The organism is Trinickia camelliae (assembly GCF_053525655.1).
Genome location: NZ_JBCHAA010000004.1, coordinates 328,183 through 344,190, shown reverse-complemented (window position 1 = coordinate 344,190; position 16,008 = coordinate 328,183). Strand labels below are relative to the sequence as shown.

The following is a 16,008-nucleotide window of genomic DNA, read 5'->3' as shown; positions in this document are numbered from 1 at the left end:
AGCGGATTATAAAGGGGCAAATTGTCGCGCGCTGTGCCGATCAACCCGCGTGCATCAACCCGCATGCAGAGACGCGAAGCGTTCGCGATAGTCGAGCGGCAGGACGCCGAAGCGCCTCATGAACGCGCGGCGCAGGTTCTGCTCGCTGCCGAAGCCGCATTCGAGCGCGATGCGCTTGAGCGGCCGCGCCGATTGCGCGAGCGCGCGCGACGCCGCTTCGAGCCGCAGCTCCGCCACCGTCTTCGCGGGAGTGCGTCCGACCTCGTCGACGTAGCGCCGCGCGAACGTGCGCGGGCTCATGCTCGCTTCTTCTGCGAGCCGTTCCACCGATAAATCGTCTTGCAGGTTCGCCGCCATCCAGCTGTGCAGCGTGTCGAACGCGCCGCCCGCCGACGCCTGGGCATTGAGCGCGGCGCTGAATTGCGACTGGCCGCCGGGCCGCTTCATGAACACGACCAGGCGCCGCGCCGCCTGCATGGCGACATCGTGGCCGAGGTCCTCCTCGATCAGCGCCAGCGCGAGATCGATGCCCGCGGTGACGCCCGCCGACGTCCAGACGGCGCGGCCGTCGCGCACGTCGCGGATGAAGATCGGGTCGGCGTCGACCTGCACCGCCGGGTACCGCCGCGCGAGCAGCCCCGCGCTGCGCCAATGCGTCGTCGCGCGGCGGCCATCCAGCAGGCCCGCCGCGGCCAGGTAGAACGCGCCGGTGCAGACCGAGCAGACGCGCCGGATCTGCGGCGCGCGGCGCGCGATCCAGTCGACGAGTTCTGGCTGCATCACGAGGCCCTCGTCGGCCGGGATGCCGGGGATGATCAGCGTGTCGATCGGCAGGCCGTCGAGCGTGTCCAGGCGCTCGGTGAGGATCGGCAGGCCGGGATAGGTGTCGAGCGCGCCGCCATCGATCGACGCCACGGTCGTCCGATACGCGGCCGGCTCGCCCGCTTTGCCCGGACCGCCGAGACCGGTGGCGCGCGCGGTCAGCTCCGCGCGCCAGAACGCCTCGAGCGGACCCGCCGCGTCGAGCAGCACGAGATCGGGCGCAACCGCAAAAACGACGTGGCGAACTTCGGAAGTCATGTCGAAACCCTCGATGGAAAACCCTTCACAGCGCCCTCTTCACAACGCGGCCATCGCCGCAGCGCGCGAACGCGACCACGCGAGGGCGACAGTCGCGAGCGCGGCCAAGCCGAGCAACGGAAAAATCGCCGCATTGACCGCGTCCCACCCGAAATGCGCGAGCCATTGCCCGGCAAACAGCGACGCCAGCGCGGTAAAGCCAAACGTCGTGAATTCGCTCGCCGCCTGCGTCTTCGCGCGCTCGCTCGGCCGATACGACTGCGCCAGCAGCGTCGTGCCGCCGACGAACATGAGGTTCCAACCGACGCCGAGGCACGCGAGCGCCGCGTAGAAATGCGGCAGATCGGCCGAGCGCAGCGCGATCACGCCGCACATCGCAGAAAGCGCGATCCCCGCGCCGATGACGCGCAGCACGCCAAAGCGGTCGATGAGTCGCGCCGAAAAGAACGACGGCGCGTACATGCCGACCAGATGCCACTGGATGATCTCGGCGCCTTGGCCGATCGTGTGGCCGCAGGCGACGGCGGCGATGGGCGTCGCCGTCATCACGAACATCATCACCGCGTAGCCGAGCGCGTTGTTCGCCAGCGCGGCGGCGAAGATCGGCTGGCGCACGATTTGCGCGAGCGGACGCGCGGCGGCCGTCTCCGCGCTCGCTGCTTGTGCCACGTGTGACGGCGCGTGACTCGCTCCGCTCGCCGCGCCGTCGCGATACACCATCAGCAGCAGCGCCATCGAAGCCAGCCCAAACACCGTCACGACCACATACGACCCGGCAAACGCGACGGACGCGAACCAGTCCCGGCTCCACGCCGCGATCGCCGGACCGAGCACCGCCGCGACGACACCGCCCGCGAGCACCGTCGAAATCGCGCGGCTCTTGCCCGCGAAGCCGGCCGCATCGGCTGCGGCGAGGCGGTAGTACTGCGCGAACGCCTGAAATACGCCGACGGTCGCGGTGCCGCAGCAGAACGCGACAAAACTGTGATGAAAGATGGCCCAGACCGAGATCGCGCCGCCCGCCGCGCCGACGCTCGCGCCGATCGCAAAGCCCGCGCGCCGGCCGATCTTCGCCATCAGGAACGATGCGAAGACCGTCGTCAGCGCGGCGGCGACCGTGATCAGCGAAAACGGCAGCGTGGCGAAGGCTTTGTCGCGCGCGAGCGTGTAGCCGACGATGCCGGTGAGCGTCAGGTCGATCGATACCGACGACGTGTAGAGCGCCTGGCACAGCGCCAGCACGCGCGTATTGCGCCGGCCGAGGCCGGCTGTTGCATCGGAGGATGAGGACTGAGCGGAAGGCGGCATCGACGGCCTCGAAGCGGGTGGACGGTATTCAAATCGTCCCACGCCCGCTATTGGCAGAAATGCCAATGATGCATCAATTGCTGCCAGAAGATCGAGCGCACCCGAGAACGGGCGAAAGCGCGGCCAAGCCTCGCCCGCTACGCGTTACTTGTGGAAGGTGATGCCTTCGTCGATGGTGCCGTACATCTCGATCGTGCCCGAGCCGGCGCTCGGCGCTGGGCCGCCGCCCGCGCAGGCGCTGCAGAGGAAAGCGGCCAGCATCGCCGCCAGGAACACTTTCATGACTGCCCTTTGGTTCATCGCGTTGCGCGAAGGAAGAAATCGATTCTAGCGCAGCGGCGAGCGCGTACTCATGTTGCGCGCCGGGTCGCGACGCTTCGGGCAATCTCCCGCCGCCAATCCGAAGCCGCATTCGACATTTCGATCTAGCCTGAAACATCGAATGCAGCGCAGCGGTAGAGTATCGACACGCGCCCTTCCTCGCGCTGGCAGCCACCTCGAACCATCAAACCGGCCGCGCGACACCCCCTCGTCTATACGGAGATCCACCATGCCCGCCCCGCTTCCCGACCACAACGAAGGCCACTTCCCCGGCTTGAGCCGCATCGGCTCGCTGCTCGCCGATCCCGGCCGCGCCGCCATGCTCTGGGCGCTGATGGACGGCAGCGCGCGCCCCGCCGGCGAACTGCAATTGATCGCGGGGCTGTCGCCATCGGCGGCGAGCGGGCATCTCGCGCGGCTCTCCGAAGGCGGCCTGCTCGCGCTCGAGGTGCGCGGACGCCACCGCTACTACCGGATCGCGACGCCCGACATCGCGGCGTCGATCGAAGCACTCGCCAACCTCGCGCAAGCGAGCGCGCCGCAGCGCGCGACGCCGCGCCCCGCACGCACGGTGCCGCTCGAGATGCGCTACGCGCGCACCTGCTACGACCACATGGCGGGCGAGCTCGCGGTGCGCGTCTTCGAAAAAATGATCGGCGAGCACTGGCTCGTCCAGGACGGCGACGCGATCGAAGCGACCGACACCGGCGCCGCGAAGCTCGCGAGCCTGGGGGTCGACGTGGGCATCGAACGCGGACGCCGCCGACGCTTCGCCTGCACCTGCCTCGACTGGAGCGAGCGGCGCGCCCACCTCGGCGGCGCGCTAGGCGCAGCGCTGCTTGAAAGCTGGTCGGAGCAAGGCTGGGTCGAGCGCGCGGAAAAGCCGCGCGTGCTGCGCATCACCCCCACCGGACACCGCCAATTCGACGCCATTCTTTCGACTTGAAAGCCGGCGGATTACGAATTTAGGGCGCGGACATTCTTTGTTACAGACGACGACTGGAGACTTACAAAACACAGCGCTTTGATACAGGGGCAAAGGCTAGAGTGATTCCATGGAATGCCGTAGCATCCCACCCGTCTCGGACCACGGACCATCATGAAAACGCCAACCCCATCGCCTCGACTGACCCTCCGTCGCTTGACGGGTTACGTGCTGCTCGCCATCGCGCCGTTCGCGCTGGCGTCGCACGCAGCCTTCGCACAGACCGAGCCGCCGCAGGACATGCCGCCGCAAACCGCGCCGGCCGCGCAGCAAGTCGATCCGCCCTCGCGCGTCGCACGCCTGAACTACATGTCGGGCGCCGTGACGACCGAGCCCGCCGGCGCAACCGACTGGTCATACGCGACGCTGAACCGTCCGCTCACGACCGGCGATCAATTGTGGAACGACACGAACGCCCGCTCCGAAATGCATATCGGCTCGACGGCCGTGCGCCTCGGCGCCTCGACGAGCCTCGACGTCCTCAATCTCGACGACACCAACGCGCAGCTCAAAGTCGCGCAAGGCACGCTGTCGACGCACGTGCGCGAACTCGCGCCGGGTTCGTCGTATGAAATCGACACGCCGAACGTCGCGGTCGGCGTGACCGGCCCCGGCGACTATCGCGTCGACGCCGCGCCCGACGGCAGCACGACGACGGTGACGGTGCGCGAGGGCTCGGTCACGGTCTATGGCGACGGCGGCCAGGTGCCGATGCAGGCCGGCCAGCAGATCACGTTCTCCGGCACGAATCTCCAGCAGGTGGCGAGCAACGGCACGCCGCCGCCCGACGCGTTCGACCACTGGGCGATGGGCCGCGATCAGGCCGAGGACCGCTCGATCTCCGCACGCTACGTATCGCGCGACATCCCCGGCTACCAGGATCTCGACGCGAACGGCACGTGGAGCAACAGCCCGCAGTACGGCGCCGTGTGGGTGCCGAATTCGACGCCGGCTGGCTGGGCGCCGTACCACGAAGGCCACTGGGTCTGGCAAGCGCCGTGGGGCTGGACCTGGGTCGATGACGCACCGTGGGGCTTCGCGCCCTACCACTACGGCCGCTGGGCGTACGACGACGATCGTTGGGCGTGGGTGCCGGGTCCGCTCGTCGAGAGCGCGCCGCCCGTCTATGCGCCGGCGCTCGTTGCGTTCGTCGGCGGCGGAGGCGGCGGTGTCGACTGGGGCGTGAACCTCACGATTGGCGGCGTCGCCACGGCGGGCTGCGCGTGGTTCCCGCTCGGCCCCGGCGAAGAGTGGCACCCGAGGGACGGCGGCTGGAGCCCGCGCTACTACGAGCGCGTGAACCAGACGGTGATCGTCAACAACCGCAACGTGAACATCACCAATATCAACAACATCCACAACACGTACATCAACTACCGCGCGCCGGGCGCGGTGACGGCAGTGCCGGCGACGGCGTTCGTCCACGGCCAGCCCGTCATGCGCTTCGCGCAGAAGGTCGATCCGCAGCAATGGCATAACGCGCGGATCAACGCGGGTGCGCCGGGCATCGCGCCGGTACGCGAGAGCTTTGGGCCGGGGATGCGCCAGGCGAACTATCGCCCGCCTCAAGCCGCGATGGGACGGCAGATCGTCGCGACGCGCAACCCGGTCATGCCGGCTGCATTCAACGATCACCTCGCACAGCGGTTCGCGCAAGGCGGTCAGGTGCCGGGCGCCGGCGCCCCGGTCGTGCGCAACGCGCCGCCGGCCGCGTTCCGCGGCGAGGCCGCGCAACAGCAGGCGCACGGCGCGCCCGGTGGCGCGCCGGCGCGCGACGTGCGGCTCGTCAATACGCGCTCGCCGGTGATGGCGCCGATGCACGGTCCGGCGCAGGCCGCCGAGCAGCGTCCGGCTCCGGGTGCGCCTAACGGCGCGCGTCCGGAACTTGGACAGCAAGCCGCGCCGCGCGCGCCGATGGCCGCGGAGCATGGCCAGCCGGGCAACGGCGTGCCGCATCCGCCGCAAATGATGGGCAACGCGAATGGACCGCAGCATGCGCCGGGGCCGATGGAGCAACGTCAGCCGATGGCGCAGCAGCGCGGTGAGCCGGGCACCGCTCCGGGCCGCGAGGCGCAGCCGCAAGTGCCGCATCCTCAGGCGCCGCAAGGTGGCGAGCCGCGTCAAGAGGCTCGCATGCCGCAAGCACCACAAGGCGGACAGCCGCATCAGGACGCCCGTATGCCGCAAGCACCACAAGGCGGACAGCCGCGTCAGGAAGCCCGCATGCCGCAAGCACCGCAGGGCGCTGAGCCGCGTCAGGAAGCCCGCGTACCGCAAGCACCACAGGGCGGACAGCCGCGTCCTGAGCAACACGCCGAGCAGCAGCCGCAGGCACGCCCCGAGCCGGTACGCCCGCAGCCGCAACCGGTTCAGCGCGCCGAGCCGCGTCCGCAGCCGCAGCCGCAACCGCAGGTGCGTCAAGAGCCGCGTCCGCAGCCACAACCGCAGGCACGCGCGGAGCCGCGTCCGCAACCGCAGGCCCACGCTGAACCGCGTCCGCAACCTCAGCCGCAGCCGCAAGCCCACGCTGAGCCGCGTCCGGAGCCGGCACGCCCTCAACCGCAACCACAGCCGCACCCGGAACAGCACGCCGAGCAGCACAGCGGCGGCGGTCAAAACGAGCACAAGAAGGAATAACCGGAACGCTGTAAACGACAAAGCCCGCGGCACGGTCCGCGGGCTTTTTTACGTCCTGTGAATCCCCAATGACAGCAGGACCGTGGTACGGCGTCTGACGTCCGCCGTCAAACCGCCATCGGCGCCGTCAACGGATCGTGGTGCCGGTAGCCAGTCAGCGAAAAATCGGCCGGTTCGACCTTCTCCAGCCATTCAGGCTCGTAGACGCCCGTTTCCGCATAGCTCGGCACGCGCTCGGAAATCGTGAGCACCGGGCTCTCGTACGGCTCGCGCTCGAGCTGCTTCTTGAGCATGTCGAGCTGATTCTCGTAGATGTGCGCGTCGCCGATGAAATACGTGAACCAGCGCGGCGTATAGCCCGTCAGCCGCCCGACGAGCGACAGCAGCGCCGCGCCTTCGGTCAGATTGAACGGCGTGCCGAGACCGACGTCGTTGCTGCGGATATAGAGGCACAGCGAGATCTCGCGGCGCGTCGCATTCGGCAGGAACTGATACAGCAGATGGCACGCGGGCAGCGCGATCTGATCGAGCAGCGCCGGATTCCAGCCGTGAAACAAAATACGGCGGTCGCTCGGGTTTTGCATGATCGTGTCGAGGCACTGGCGCAACTGATCGACCGCCTTGTAGAGCAGGACCTTGCCTTGCCCGTCTTCGTCGAACTGCGTGACGATGCGATAGCCGCGCCCCGTTGCATCGGCGATTTGCGCGGACGCATCCGCGTTCAGCAGCTTGTACGCGGGCCATTTGCGCCACTGCACGCCATACACGTCGCCGAGGTCGTCGGGGCCTTCGCGGTAGGGATTGGCAAGCCACTGCGGGTTGTCGTTCGCGTTCGCGTCCCACACTTTGCAACCGAGATCGCGGAAATCGGCCGCGCTCCTCGACGCGCGCAGAAAGCCGACCAACTCGCCGATCGCCGATTTGAACGCGAGCTTCTTCGTCGTCACAGCCGGAAAGCCCTGCTGCAGGTCGAAGCGCATCATGGCGCCCGGGATGCTGATGGTGCGGATGCCGGTGCGGTTTTCCTGCCAGGTGCCGGTATCGAGGATCGTGCGGACGAGGTCCAGGTACTGTTTCATTCGGGGTTTCCTTCGGCGCGGCGGGAAGCCGCGGAGGTGGCGGTCTGCGGCGGAAGTGCGCCGCAGCTTTTTAGCGATAACCCCGATTCTAGCAAGCGGCGTTGCACCGCTCACGGTGAGCGCCCGGCGACACGCCAGGCGCACCTGTCATCCCCGCTTCCTACGCACGTCAGCGGCCCGAGGCCGTCTCGGCTTCCATGTGACGCATGCCATGCGCGCACAGCAAGCGATACAGCGTCACGCGCGAAATGCCGAGCTCCTGCGCCGCATCGCCGAGCCGTCCGCGATGACGCAACAGCGCGAGCTCGATCGCCTGCCGCTCCGCCGCTTCGCGCGCCTGCGCGAGCGAGACCGGGACGATCTCGACATACTCCGCGAGCTCCAGATCACGCGCCGAGATCGAACGTCCTTCCGACATCACGATCGCGCGCCGCACGCGATTGATGAGTTCGCGCACATTGCCGGGCCAGCCGTAGTTGTGGAGCGCCGCGATCGCGTCGGGCGAGAAGCCGCGCAAACGCCGGCCCGCGTCTTTCTTGAAGCGGTCGAGCATATGCCGCGCGAGCAGCTCGATATCCTTGCCGCGCGCGCGCAGCGGCGGCTCGTCGATCTGCAGCACGCACAGGCGGTGATAGAGGTCCGCGCGGAAACGCCCTTCGAGCATCGCCTGATGCATGTCGACGTGGGTCGCCGAAATGATGCGCACATCGACCGGCACCGCCGCGTGACCGCCGAGCCGTTCGATCGTGCGCTCCTGCAGGAAGCGCAACAGGCTCGCCTGGCTTTCGAGCGGCAAATCGCCGATTTCGTCGAGAAACAGCGTGCCGCCGTTAGCCGCTTCGACGCGCCCGATCTTGCGCTGATTCGCGCCGGTAAACGCGCCGCGTTCGTAGCCGAAGAGTTCCGATTGCAAGAGGTGCGGCGGGATCGCGCCGCAGTTGATCGCGACGAACTGTGCATCGCGCCGCGACGAGCGCTCGTGAATCGCGACCGCGGTCAGCTCCTTGCCCGTGCCGGATTCGCCCGAGATGAACACCGGCGCTTCAGTCATCGCGACTTTGCGGATCGAGCGGAACAGCGCCATCATCGCGTCGCACGATCCGACCATCTCGCCCTCGCCGACATGCGCGCTTTCATTGGACGCCGCATCGGAATCGTCGAGCGACACCATGCCGTACGCGTGGCCGACTGAGTCGACGATGCGGGTCTCCGCATAGGGCATGGTCACGTAATCGAAACAGTAGTCGCGTATCAGACGGCGCACCGCGGCGTCCTGCAACTGGCCGGGCGACGTGGTCGCGACCCAGCCGACGTTCGGCATCGTGAGACACGACTCGAACGCCACGATTTCGTGTTGCTGAAAATGACTCGACAGATCGAGCAGACCGCCCGCCGCCATATCGCTTTTGACAGCGCGGCGAACGTCGCGCGCACACCCGACGACATCGACATGCCAGCCGCGTTGATGGAACTCTGTATTCAGCTGTGCGCTGGGTTCCCGAGTAACGTAAATCAATTGCCGCATTGCGGATTCCATTCTTCAGATCCTCTCGTCAACAAACGCCAAGGATGACGACGCGCTCGAATCACCTGTGGCGAGCCCGCTGGATCAACTCGGTATTCGTATATCAAATACGATTACCGAACGGCCATTCCATTCCGTGTGGACAGCGGATCCCCGATATGCGGCGTATGAAACGCTTATGACCGTGACAGCGGTCTTATTTTGAAGGCTGAAGCTGTTTTGAGATCGTACTATACCGCCGGGTCTGCGAACACAATTATGCGAAGAAAATAATCGGAAACAGCCTGCCATAAGGGCCTTCGCATAAAACCCTTCATTCTTCATACAACTAATAAAAGCATTTTTTGCCGGTATTTCGGAGTCCGCTGAAGCGATTTTGAAAGCCCGTTCCAAAACGAAATTCCACCGCATTTCGACCCCCGTTTCAGCGCTGAAACACTTTCCCCGGTTTTCTTGCATTCCGCATTGCGACATTTTCGAGCCGACCAATTGCGGTAATGGTTTCCGGGCGATGGCATGGCTCTCGCTAAATATCCGGCACACCGGAGACAACGTCATGTCACTCGCTTCCTTTTCTCCTTCGCGCAAGCGCCCGCTCCTGGCCACGCTATTCGCCGCACTAATAGCGATTGCGCTGCCGGCCGCTGCCAGTGCGCAGGAAGCCGTTGATGCGAACCCGCAACAGATGGCGAATCTCGTCGTCGCCGAAGCCTGGCCGACGCTCGCGCCGCTGCCGCAAAGCCTTGCCGCTACGCCCGCCGTGCTGGAGTTCAACACGGCGCCGGCAGCCGGCAGCGACGCGCTCGACGCCAGCGACAACGCCTTGCCCGTCAACGCACCGCCGCTCGACGATCAGGTGCTGTCGCGCCAGCGCGGCGGACGTGAGGGCATGGTGATGCTCGCCGCGACGCCGCAGCTCATGAAAGGCGGCAACGCCGTCACGCTGTGGGACGAAATCGCACCGCCCGCCCCGCTGCCCGTCCCCGTCGACTCGGGACGCGCCGCGCAAGGCAACGTCGCGAGCTACACACGACAGTAAGTAAGCGCAGAAAGCCGCTGTAAGCAAGAGACGGAAAGTAACCAAACGAATTCGCGGGACCGATTTTTCAACGGCAGCCATGCAACGCGGGGCAACGCCGGGAAGGTCGGTCTTTCGCGGGGGAACTTCGATGACCGCCACACTTTCGCCCAAGCGCGCGCTGCATGCGCTCGCGCTGACCCCGGCTTTCGCCGGCGCGCTGATGATCGGCGCGGCCGTCCTAAGCGCGGCCAGCAGCGCTAATGCCCAGCAAAACGGCAACCCCGGCAACATCATCGTCGAGAGCACGGTCACGCCGCGCGATGCGTTCAACCCCGTGCCCAAGAGCGCGGACCCCGTCGCGGTCAGCGCCACGACGTTCCCGGCCACCACGTTCAATCCGACGATGGCCTCGGTCGTCTCCGATCTCGACCTGACCAACGCGCACGGCTCGAGCGGCGTGTCGTCGGCCGGCATGAGCAACGGCAGCGCAGCCGGATTGCAGGCCGTCACGAAGATTCTTTCGGGCTCGACGACGGGCAACAACGTCGCCGTGGGCGCGAACGCCCTGCCGCAGCAAGGGGTGGGCGTGGGCGGCCAAATCTCGATGTCGGTGACAGGCGCGCTCGCGCCGCTCGGCTCCGCACTGGGAGCGCTGAAATGAACTCGCCACTTCACGCACAACGCCCGCTCCGCGCGCTCACCGCTTTCGCGGGCCTGACGATGACGATGCTCGCCCTCGCCGCGCCCGGCAGCGTCTTCGCACAACAAGCCGTGGTCACCGGCAACGCGACGATCGCGACCGGCGCGCTCAACGGCTCGAATGGCGCGCTCACGGTCAACGAGACCGCGGGCCTGAACAACGTGCAAAGCAATCAAGCGGCGATCGTGAGCGGCACGGCCAACGGCGCCGCCTACACCAGCGGCTCGCAAAGCGCGAGCGCGATGGCGCGCGTGCCGAGCGCGAGCGCCAGCATCGAAGGCAATGCATTTTCGAATACGTCCGGAGCGGTGATGGTGAACCAGTCTGCGGGCGCAGCGAATCTCCAGCGCAACAGCGTCGGCCTAGGCGCTGCGGTGACAGGGGTGGAGACCGTCTCGGATAGCGAACTATCCGCGACGGCCCCCAAGCAGGGAGGTCTGGGGCAACAAGCGGGAGCCCATGACGCACGTCAGGCGGTCATCAGTAACGACGCCTTCAAGAACGTCAACGGGGTCGCGCAAGTGAACCAGACGGCCGGCGCAGGTAATGCCACGGCGAACAGTTTTGTGCTCCGTCCCCCGGCGGGCACTTTTTTTTAACTTAGTCGTATCGGAGCGTAATCATGAAGCGCACTCTCATTGCAGTCGCAGTCCTTGCCGCCGTATCGAGCAGCGCATTCGCGCATGATCGTGACAAAGACTCGTTCATCTTCAACTACACCGCGGTAGGCGAGCAGGTCGGCGTACGCGGCTGGGTCACGCTGTTCGGCTGCGTGCAGGTGTCGAGCAGCGCGGGCGCCGTCGTGCAGAACAATCAGAACGTCTGGGCCAAGGCCGATCTCGACCCGATGCCGGGCACCTATACGACGGGCACGGTCACGACCAAGATCGACAACAGCAAGTTCTCGATCACCGGCAGCGGCTCGCAGTCCAAGTCGTCGTGGAGCAGCAGTGTCTCCGCGTCGGCCATGGCTCAGGGCTACCAAAGCGCGTCCGCTTACGCCTACTCGGAGAAGAACAAGTCGTCTTCGAGCGGCGGCTACGAGTACAGCAACCAAAGCGCGTCGGTCGGCGGCTGGTTCCAGCATGACCAGCAAAGCTCGGGTGGCCATATCTCGGCAGGCGGCTCGATCGGCGGCAGCGTCTCTTACTCGTCCGACAACGATCGCCATCATGGCTATGACAGCTTCCACGCTCAAGGCGGCCTCTCGGCCGGCTACAAGGAGTCGAGCTATCAGAACTCGTCGGGCCTCGACGGCAAGTTCAGCGCCGACGAAGGCTCCGGACAAGGCGCGAAGTGGAGCTCCAACAGCGAAAGCGGCTCGGGCAGCCGTGCGTTTGGCGAGGAATCCTCCGGCTATAAGGTCGAAGCCTCCGCGTCGAAGTCGAGCGAAGGCTCGAAGTGGAGCTTCAGCGCGAACGTCGACAAGACGGATGTCTCCACCTACGGGTCGATCACGACGCACATCGACACGCAGAAGCCGACCGTGATGGACGCCACCACCGGCTCGAACGCAGGCAGCGGCATCTCGGGCAACGTCGGCATCAACATCACCGAAGGCGTCGACAACGCGCAAAGCAACGACGTGTCGCTCGCTTCCGTCGATGCAGGCAATGTGTTCGGCAACGCACAGATCTTCAACAACCAGAGCAGCGGTGGCGACGCTCACGTGAAGAACTACACGTTCAACGCATCGATCGGCGACCACTCGCTGGGTCAAGTGTCGGGCAACGTGGGTGTGAACGTGGCTTCGGGCGTGGGCAACGCGCAGAACAACAGCCTCGCCGCATCGACCTCGCTCGTGAGCCCGGGTAGCGCTTCGGCAGTCGCCATGGTCGCGTCCGACGACAACGACCAAAGCGCCAACATGAGCTTCCACGGCTCGATGAACGGCACGGCGATGCTCGGCGCCGGCTCGCTGCAAGGCTCGCAAGGCAACATCGGCGTGAACATCGCCGGTGGCGTCGGCAACGTCCAGCACAACGGACTCGCCATCGCCGCATCGAGCATCGGCCACTAAGTCGCACACGGCCAGCACGGAAGTAAGCAGTGAAATAAGCATGGGGCTGGGGCAGACGCTAAAGCGTCTGCCCCAGCCGACACGGGAGTTCGCGCCGGCCTTCGTTGTGAGGGCCGGCGCACACAGGAGACCCAGCATGCCCGGGTTTGACCGGTTCTCGGCATGGCGGCTCACCGTGACGTTCGCTTGCGGCACAGTGTGTGCGGCAAGCCACGCACAGTCCACCATCGATACGACTAATCTTGCAGGGGTGCCCTTTACCAAGACGGTGCGCTCGATGCGGGAGATTCGTTACAGCCATATCGTCAGCCAGCAGTTCGACTTCAGCTGCGGCGCGGCTGCGCTTGCGACGCTGCTCAAGTACGGCTATGGAATCGATATTCCGGAGACCGAATTGATCCGCCGCATGATGGCGTTTTCGAAGCCCGAAGTCGTCGTGAAGAACGGTTTCTCGATGCTCGACATGAAGAAGTTCGTCGAGACGATCGGGCTGCGCGGGCGCGGTTTCCGGGTCAACTCCGATGCGCTGTATCACTTGCAGATTCCCGTCATGGTGCTGATGAACATCGACGGCTACGAACATTTCGTGATCGTCAAGCATGCCGAGGAAGGCCGCATCTTCATCGCGGACCCCGCGCTCGGCAACCGCATCGTCATGGAAGAGGACTTCGTGAAGAGCTGGAACGGGCTCGTGTTCGCGGTCCTCGGCAAACCGTTCAGGGAGGACTCCCCGCTGTTGCAGGGCAACGAGTCGCTGGCTTTGAAGCTGCGCGAGCGCGCACTTGACACCGGCACGGCCGCGACTCCTTTTGTCGATTACGGATTGTCCAAGGCAGACTGGTTCTGAATGACCATGAAGCTCCCACTTTCGCCTCTCAGCCTCGCGCTTTGCCTGACGGCGTGCGGCCTCGCAAGCGGTGCGATGGCATCGGAGAACACCGCCGAGGTCGTCACATCCGCGGCGCCAGGCTTTCTTACGACGGGCGCAGCCGCAACGCATGCCGTGAAATGGCAAGCGGTCGGCGACGACGTGCTCGCAGACCAGACCGGCAAACATGCCGGCGACTCGATGATTTCCGGGTTCGTCCTGGACCTGCTTTCCAAATGGCAATTGCCAAACGGCGCGGCGGCAGTCGCGCAAGGCTCGCTCGCCGTCACCACGAACGGCAACGGGCAGATGTCGACGCAAGTGAGCACGTCGGCTCGAGTCTTCGACAAGAAGAAAGATCGATCGGACGGCGCCAATCCCAATGCGATCGCGACCGGCGGCCAGAACATCTCGGTCAACGGCGTTTCGCAGGTGACTCAAGTGGCAGGCAACGGCAACGTCGGCTCGAACTCGACGACCATCGATTTCAGTAACGCATCGATTCCGTCGACGCCGGGCAGCACGAACTCGCCAACCGCAAGCGCGAGCAACGCATCGGGCAGCATCAAGGCCGGCATCGCGTTCGGCAACGGCGGCGTGACGGTTGCGCTGCAGACGCCGGCCGGTCTCGCCACCCAGAGCATCGCCCCGAACAATACACAACAAGCCGGGGCGATCGCGCAACTGCTGCAGATCGCGGGCAACAACCAAGCCGTCACCAATCAGCTGCAACTGCATCTGCAGACCCAGCAGCTATCGGGCAACTTGCTGCGCCAGCTCGGCGTGATGCAAGCCATGCAGAACCGCGGCGGCATGCCGGGTCGATGACATCACACGGCGGGCCGCGACCCGCCACTTGCAGCGAAGTAAGGACCGGGCAGCAGCAAGGACCCAAAGCAGGACCGACGGCAGGACCGACCGCAGGACCGGGCAGTACGGCAACAAGAAGCTAAATGCGGTGGCGCGTACGGGAGGAGACAAAGCGGCGCGCCGCCGCGGGGACCGGGGGAAACACAAATGACCAGGAATACAGCAAGGGGGGCGCCGTTGTCTGCGCTCGCGGCGATACCGGCCGCAGTGCTGCTGCTTGCACTCTCGCAAGGCGCACAGGGACAGGAGCTTGCCAAGCAGTCGCTCGATGATCGGCTCAACACGCTGATGCGTGTCGTCGACGAGCAACAACGGCAGATCCAGTCGCTAGAAAAACAGGTGACCGAATTGGAAATGTCGCAACGGGGACGCGGCCTTACGGGCGGCGCCGCAAACGAGAACGCCGCCGTGGCTCAGCCGCCCGGCACGGACAACTTGCCCGTGCCGCTGCCGCCGCTGACGCAGCTCGCTCAGACGACGCCCGGCGCGCCGGGGCCAACCGGCGGCACGAGCACCGCGACCGGCGTGCAACCCAATCCGCCCGTGCCGCAATCGGGCGGCTCGCCCGGAAGCGACCAGGGTGCTTCGGCGCCCGGCACCATCGGCACCACGCAGAAGGCCGCGGAACCGCAGCGCACCGAGGCGGAGAACGCCGTCGTGCAGCGCGAGCACGCGCCGCTCTTCGACCACAAGCTCACGATGGACTGGGGCATCAGCGACACCTACTACGACCGCCGCCAGCTGCAGTTGTCGGGTTTCCTGGCGCTCGACGCGATCTTCCTCGGCAACATCAATCTCGGCGAGACGAAGGCGCATCAGGTGATGGCCGACCTCGACACGCGCTACGGCCTCACCGACCGCATGAGCGTCGACGTCGACGTGCCATACATCTACCGTCACAGCAATTTCATCGTCGGCGGCGCGGGCGGCGCGGCGAGCCAATTGTCTGATGCATCGGCGAATTCGAGCGATATCGGAGATGTCAATTTCGGCATCTATTATCAGTTCCTGAAGGAGACCAACAGCCTTCCGGATGTGGTCGGCAGCTTGCGCGTGAAGGCGCCGACGGGCAGCTCGCCGTTCGGCATCAAGCTCGAGCAAGTCGACCCGAACAACACGAGCCTCGTCGTGCCCTCCAAGCTGCCGACCGGCACCGGCTTCTGGAACGTCACGGCCGGCGTGTCGGTGTTGAAGACCTACGATCCGGTCGTGCTGTTCGGCAGCCTGTCATACACGTATAACGTCGCGCGCTCGTTCTCCGACATCTCGGCCGTGGAAGGCCAGGTCGAGCCCGCGAAGGTGAAGCTCGGCGACATCATCCAGTGGGGCGGCGGCGTCGCGATCGCCTTCTCCGACAAGGACTCGGCGAGCATCTCGTACACCATGGCATTGGAGCCCGAGAGCGAGACGCAGGCGCCGGGCCAAGGATGGCAGAAGGTGCCGGGCAGCGAGACTGTCGCAGCGGCATTGAATTTCGGTTTGAACCACGTGGTGAACAAGCACCTGACGATCGAAGGATCGGTGTCCGTGGGCCTCACGCCCGACGCACCCAACTTCGTGGTCGGCGTGCGGTTCCCCTACACATTTTGATGTC

General features: G+C 65.8%; 14 protein-coding genes. 9 read left to right on the top strand and 5 right to left on the bottom strand.

Annotated features, from left to right (window positions below; genetic code table 11):
- Nucleotides 1-54: 54 nt before the first annotated feature.
- From AAHK20_RS09905 to AAHK20_RS09895, 3 genes are all read right to left on the bottom strand, one after another.
- Nucleotides 55-1,080 carry a GlxA family transcriptional regulator gene (locus AAHK20_RS09905; RefSeq protein ID WP_449181273.1) on the bottom strand — a complete coding sequence of 342 codons (1,026 nt, stop codon included), beginning with the start codon at nt 1,078-1,080 and terminating at the stop codon, nt 55-57.
- Between the two features lie 39 nt (nt 1,081-1,119).
- A complete protein-coding gene (locus tag AAHK20_RS09900) occupies nt 1,120-2,388 on the bottom strand; it encodes an MFS transporter (RefSeq protein WP_449181272.1) in 1,269 nt (422 codons plus the stop codon).
- A 144-nt stretch (nt 2,389-2,532) separates the two neighbouring features.
- Nucleotides 2,533-2,670, bottom strand: a complete 138-nt coding sequence (locus AAHK20_RS09895; protein WP_449181271.1) for a hypothetical protein — start codon at nt 2,668-2,670, stop codon at nt 2,533-2,535.
- Nucleotides 2,671-2,938: 268 nt separating this feature from the next.
- Here AAHK20_RS09895 and AAHK20_RS09890 point away from each other — a divergent pair, with 268 nt between their 5' ends.
- Both AAHK20_RS09890 and AAHK20_RS09885 read left to right on the top strand, forming a co-directional pair.
- Entirely contained in the window at nt 2,939-3,655 is a 717-nt protein-coding gene (locus AAHK20_RS09890; protein WP_449181270.1) for an ArsR/SmtB family transcription factor, read from the top strand.
- Nucleotides 3,656-3,808: 153 nt separating this feature from the next.
- A complete protein-coding gene (locus AAHK20_RS09885) occupies nt 3,809-6,331 on the top strand; it encodes a DUF6600 domain-containing protein (protein WP_449181269.1) in 2,523 nt (840 codons plus the stop codon).
- 107 nt (nt 6,332-6,438) lie between these two features.
- On the opposite strand, the gene AAHK20_RS09880 is transcribed toward AAHK20_RS09885, so the two are convergent.
- Nucleotides 6,439-7,410 (bottom strand): thymidylate synthase, encoded by a 972-nt coding sequence (locus AAHK20_RS09880; RefSeq protein WP_449181268.1) that lies wholly within the window; start codon nt 7,408-7,410, stop codon nt 6,439-6,441.
- 169 nt (nt 7,411-7,579) lie between these two features.
- On the bottom strand, nt 7,580-8,947 hold the full coding sequence (locus tag AAHK20_RS09875) for a sigma-54 dependent transcriptional regulator (RefSeq protein ID WP_449181267.1): 1,368 nt from the start codon (nt 8,945-8,947) through the stop codon (nt 7,580-7,582).
- A gap of 544 nt (nt 8,948-9,491) precedes the next feature.
- Between AAHK20_RS09875 and AAHK20_RS09870 the strand changes: the two genes are divergently transcribed.
- From AAHK20_RS09870 to AAHK20_RS09840, 7 genes are all read left to right on the top strand, one after another.
- Nucleotides 9,492-9,974 (top strand): hypothetical protein, encoded by a 483-nt coding sequence (locus tag AAHK20_RS09870; RefSeq protein ID WP_449181266.1) that lies wholly within the window; start codon nt 9,492-9,494, stop codon nt 9,972-9,974.
- Between the two features lie 130 nt (nt 9,975-10,104).
- The gene (locus tag AAHK20_RS09865) at nt 10,105-10,617 is read left to right on the top strand and encodes a FapA family amyloid fibril periplasmic chaperone (RefSeq protein WP_449181265.1); all 513 of its coding nucleotides are present in this window, start codon (nt 10,105-10,107) and stop codon (nt 10,615-10,617) included.
- Complete coding sequence (locus AAHK20_RS09860) at nt 10,614-11,255, top strand: FapB/FapC family functional amyloid domain-containing protein (RefSeq protein WP_449181264.1); 642 nt, start codon at nt 10,614-10,616, stop codon at nt 11,253-11,255. The genes AAHK20_RS09865 and AAHK20_RS09860 overlap by 4 nt, the downstream gene beginning before the upstream one ends.
- Before the next feature lie 23 nt (nt 11,256-11,278).
- On the top strand, nt 11,279-12,676 hold the full coding sequence (locus AAHK20_RS09855; RefSeq protein WP_449181263.1) for a FapB/FapC family functional amyloid domain-containing protein: 1,398 nt from the start codon (nt 11,279-11,281) through the stop codon (nt 12,674-12,676).
- Nucleotides 12,677-12,812: 136 nt separating this feature from the next.
- On the top strand, nt 12,813-13,523 hold the full coding sequence (locus tag AAHK20_RS09850) for a C39 family peptidase (RefSeq protein WP_449181262.1): 711 nt from the start codon (nt 12,813-12,815) through the stop codon (nt 13,521-13,523).
- 6 nt (nt 13,524-13,529) lie between these two features.
- Nucleotides 13,530-14,372, top strand: a complete 843-nt coding sequence (locus tag AAHK20_RS09845) for a peptidase C39 (RefSeq protein WP_449181261.1) — start codon at nt 13,530-13,532, stop codon at nt 14,370-14,372.
- A 189-nt stretch (nt 14,373-14,561) separates the two neighbouring features.
- The gene (locus AAHK20_RS09840; protein ID WP_449181260.1) at nt 14,562-16,004 is read left to right on the top strand and encodes a hypothetical protein; all 1,443 of its coding nucleotides are present in this window, start codon (nt 14,562-14,564) and stop codon (nt 16,002-16,004) included.
- Nucleotides 16,005-16,008: the final 4 nt, after the last annotated feature.